Below are 3,318 nucleotides of genomic sequence, written 5' to 3'. Positions count from 1 at the left end.
GAGAAATGTTGTTGCCTGCACCGGGCGCTGGAGGCGGGACGTCCGGTGGACGCGGAGGTGGCATCCGTCGCATCGTCCGCGCTCGGAGCCGACAGGGTCGGCGAAGCGCCTTTCGCCGTCTTGTCGAGCCGCCCGGTGCGCTCGATCCTGGTCAGCGAGGAGGAAATCATCGCCGCGCGGGACCGGCTGTGGGACGAGTACCGGCTCGCCGTGGAGCCTGCCGCGGCGGTGCCGTTCGCCGCCTGGCTCGCCGGCCGGATCCCAGGAGCCCAGCCCTGCATCGTCCTCTGCGGCGCCAACGCACCCTGGACTCCCTGACACCGCAACGACAAAGCGTTCTGGGGGCTCGGCCCCCAGAACGTGACAAGGCCCACGGAAAAAGGCCCCCGTAGCATTCGCTACGAGGGCCTTGATCTGTGGGCGAGGAGGGAGTTGAACCCTCACGTCCTTTCGGACACACGGACCTGAACCGTGCGCGTCTGCCATTCCGCCACTCGCCCGAGTAACCGCGACAGCCAGGAAAGCGTAGCAGGCCGTCTGGAGGGGTTTCACCGGGGGTCGTGTCCAGGGGGCCGGATGCCGATAGGATCGGGTGCGAAAGCACACGCGCAAAGGAGGCAACGAATCCCGGTGGGCCGCGTTGAAAGGTTCGATCGACGCCTGGAAAGCCTGGTGGGGAACACTTTTGCGCGGATGTTCGGCGGTAACGTCGTCACCCAGGAAGTGGCGCAAGCCCTGGAACGCGAAGGCGAGGAGAATGTTCGTGAGCTGGCCGGCGGCAGGCTGCTCGCCCCGAACCACTACGTCGTGTCGTTGGGGCCGGCCGACCATGACCGGATGGCCGGTGATGAGGAGCGCGTCACAAGAGTGCTCGCGGAAGCAGTGGCGCAGCATCTCGCCGAGCACGGCTGGGACACCTATGGTGACGTCGTAGTCTCGCTCGAGCGCAACGAGGCGCTGCATACTGGACAATTCAAGACCCGTTCATCCGTCGATCCGGACGTCAGCGCGCGTGGCGCCTCGGGTCCAGGACGGCCAGCACGACCCAGCAACGCAGGAGACCCAGCAATGAGCCAGCCCCCCGGCTACGGCCAATACGACCAGGGTGACCCGTACGGCCAGCATGGCGGCCAGTACGGCTACGGACAGCAGGGACAGCCTGGTTACGACCAGGGCGGCTATGGCCAGCAGCCCGGTGGGTACGACCAGGGCGGCTATGGCGGTCAGCAGCACCCCGGTGGCTATGACCAGGGCGGCTACGGCGGCCAGCAGCCGGGCGGCTACGAGCAGGGCGGCTACGGCGGCCAGCAGCAGCCCGGTGGGTACGAGCAGGGCGGCTACGGCGCTCCCCAGCCCGGCGGCTACGAGCAGGGCGGCTACGGCGGCCAGCAGCAGCCCGGTGGGTACGAGCAGGGCGGCTACGGCGCTCCCCAGCCCGGCGGCTACGACCAAGGTGGCTACGGCGCTCCCCAGCCCGGCGGCTACGACCAGGGCGGCTACGGCGGCCAGCAGGCCGCCGGCTACGGGGCGCCCGCGCCCGCCGGCTACCCGCCCCAGCAGGCTCCGGACCCGTACGCGCAGCAGGGCTACGCGCCGCCGGCCGTGCAGGGCGCGAACCGCCAGCTCAACGCGACGCTACAGCTCGACGACGGCTCGAACCGCACCTACTCCCTCAAGCAGGGCGGCAACGTGGTCGGCCGCGGACAGGACGCCGACTTCCGGCTTCCGGACACCGGCGTCTCCCGCCGTCACCTGGAGATCACCTGGGACGGGCAGAGCGCCACGCTCGCGGACATCGGTTCGACGAACGGCACCACCGTCAACGGCACCCCGGTCCAGACGTGGCAGCTGGCCGACGGTGACGTGATCCGGGTGGGCCACTCGTCGCTGGTGTTCCGTACCCAGGGCTGATCGGCCCGGCCACAACAGGGGCGCTTGCCCGGGTTGGCCGAGCCGCTGGGAAGCTGGTTTCCCGAGTCCCGGAAAATGGCCTTGCGGGGTCTCGTGGCGCGCACCGGTGCCGCGGGTGGGAGCACAGAAGGCGGGAGCTGACACAACAAGTGCCAGAGCTGGTCGTTCAACTCACCAGGGTGGGCTTTCTCGTCCTGCTCTGGCTGTTCGTGCTGGCCGCGTTGCGGGTGGTGCGCTCGGATCTCTACGCGGCCTCCGGGCTGAAGGTGGCGCTTCCGGGCCTGCGACGAGACAAGGAAAAGCAGCGGCCGAAGGGTTCGGGCAAGATGCCTCGTCAGCTGATCGTGACGCACGGCGCGCTGGCAGGAACCCGGATCGCGCTGGACGGCAGGCCGATCACGATCGGCCGGGCCGACGACTCGACCCTGGTGATGGACGACGACTACGCGTCGACCCGGCACGCCCGGTTGTCCCTTCGTGGAACGGATTGGTACGTGGAAGATCTGGGATCCACCAACGGGACCTACCTTGACCGGGCTAAGGTCACTGCACCCCTCCGAGTTCCACTCGGAGTCCCCATCCGGATCGGTAAGACGGTGATCGAGCTTCGCCCATGACACTCGTCCTTCGTTACGCGGCCCGCAGCGACCGTGGCCTGGTGCGTTCCAGCAACCAGGACTCGGTGTACGCGGGACCACGCCTGCTTGCCCTCGCTGACGGCATGGGCGGCCACGCCGCCGGTGAAGTCGCCAGCAAAGTCGTCATCGCCTCCCTCGCTCCGCTCGACGACGACGAGCCGGGCGATGATCTGCTGTCCCAGCTGAGAGGGGCTGTGGCGGGTGGCAACGCGGCGATCTCCGAGCTGGTCGCGAACGATCCTGACCTGGACGGGATGGGCACCACTCTCACCGCGATGCTGTTCTCCGGCGCGCGCATGGGCATGGTGCACGTCGGCGACTCGCGCGCCTACCTCTACCGCAACGGCCAGTTCGCCCAGATCACCCGCGACGACAGCTTCGTCAACGAACTGCTCGAACAGGGCCGCATCACCGCCGACCAGGCTGCCACCCACCCGCAACGTTCGCTGCTGCTCAAGGCGCTGACCGGGCACGAGGTGGAGCCGAGCCTGACCGTGCGCGAAGCCCGCGCAGGCGACCGGTACCTGCTCTGCTCGGACGGGTTGTCCGGGATGGTGAGCGACGAAACCCTCGCCGAGGCGATCCAGATCCCGGATCCGCAGGCCTGCGCCGACCGGATGATCGAACTCGCGCTCAAGGGCGGCGGCACCGACAACGTGACGGTGATCGTCGCGGACGTGGTGGACGTGGACTTCGGTGAGGACGCGCCCATCGTGGGCGGCGCCGCCGGAGACGGCAGCGACGAGTACCACCAGGGCGACTCCCCCGC

4 protein-coding genes and 1 tRNA gene are annotated in these 3,318 nt (G+C 69.0%); 4 read left to right on the top strand and 1 reads right to left on the bottom strand.

Translation table 11 applies throughout. From position 1 onward, the window contains the following. The coding region (locus FNH05_RS35085; protein WP_144593149.1) for a pyridoxal-phosphate dependent enzyme at positions 1–318 on the top strand (318 nt) is incomplete at its 5' end. A 99-nt stretch (positions 319–417) separates the two neighbouring features. On the opposite strand, the gene FNH05_RS35080 is transcribed toward FNH05_RS35085, so the two are convergent. Further along, positions 418–500, bottom strand: a tRNA-Leu gene (locus FNH05_RS35080). Between the two features lie 130 nt (positions 501–630). Between FNH05_RS35080 and FNH05_RS35075 the strand changes: the two genes are divergently transcribed. The 3 genes from FNH05_RS35075 to FNH05_RS35065 all read left to right on the top strand — a co-directional run. Further along, positions 631–1,911, top strand: coding sequence for an FHA domain-containing protein (locus FNH05_RS35075; protein WP_144593148.1), 1,281 nt, complete (start codon positions 631–633; stop codon positions 1,909–1,911). Between the two features lie 149 nt (positions 1,912–2,060). Further along, positions 2,061–2,528: an FHA domain-containing protein FhaB/FipA gene (locus FNH05_RS35070; RefSeq protein WP_144593147.1), complete on the top strand. Its 468-nt coding sequence runs from the start codon at positions 2,061–2,063 to the stop codon at positions 2,526–2,528. Continuing rightward, a partial coding sequence (locus FNH05_RS35065; RefSeq protein WP_144593146.1) for a PP2C family protein-serine/threonine phosphatase occupies positions 2,525–3,318 on the top strand: 794 nt, incomplete at its 3' end. The genes FNH05_RS35070 and FNH05_RS35065, both read left to right, overlap by 4 nt.

Origin of the sequence: Amycolatopsis rhizosphaerae (genome assembly GCF_007713715.1) — a bacterium.
Classification (GTDB): Bacteria; Actinomycetota; Actinomycetes; order Mycobacteriales; family Pseudonocardiaceae; genus Amycolatopsis_E; species Amycolatopsis_E rhizosphaerae.
The sequence above is the reverse complement of the archived record's forward strand: the minus strand, read 5'-3'. Positions and strand labels throughout refer to the sequence as shown.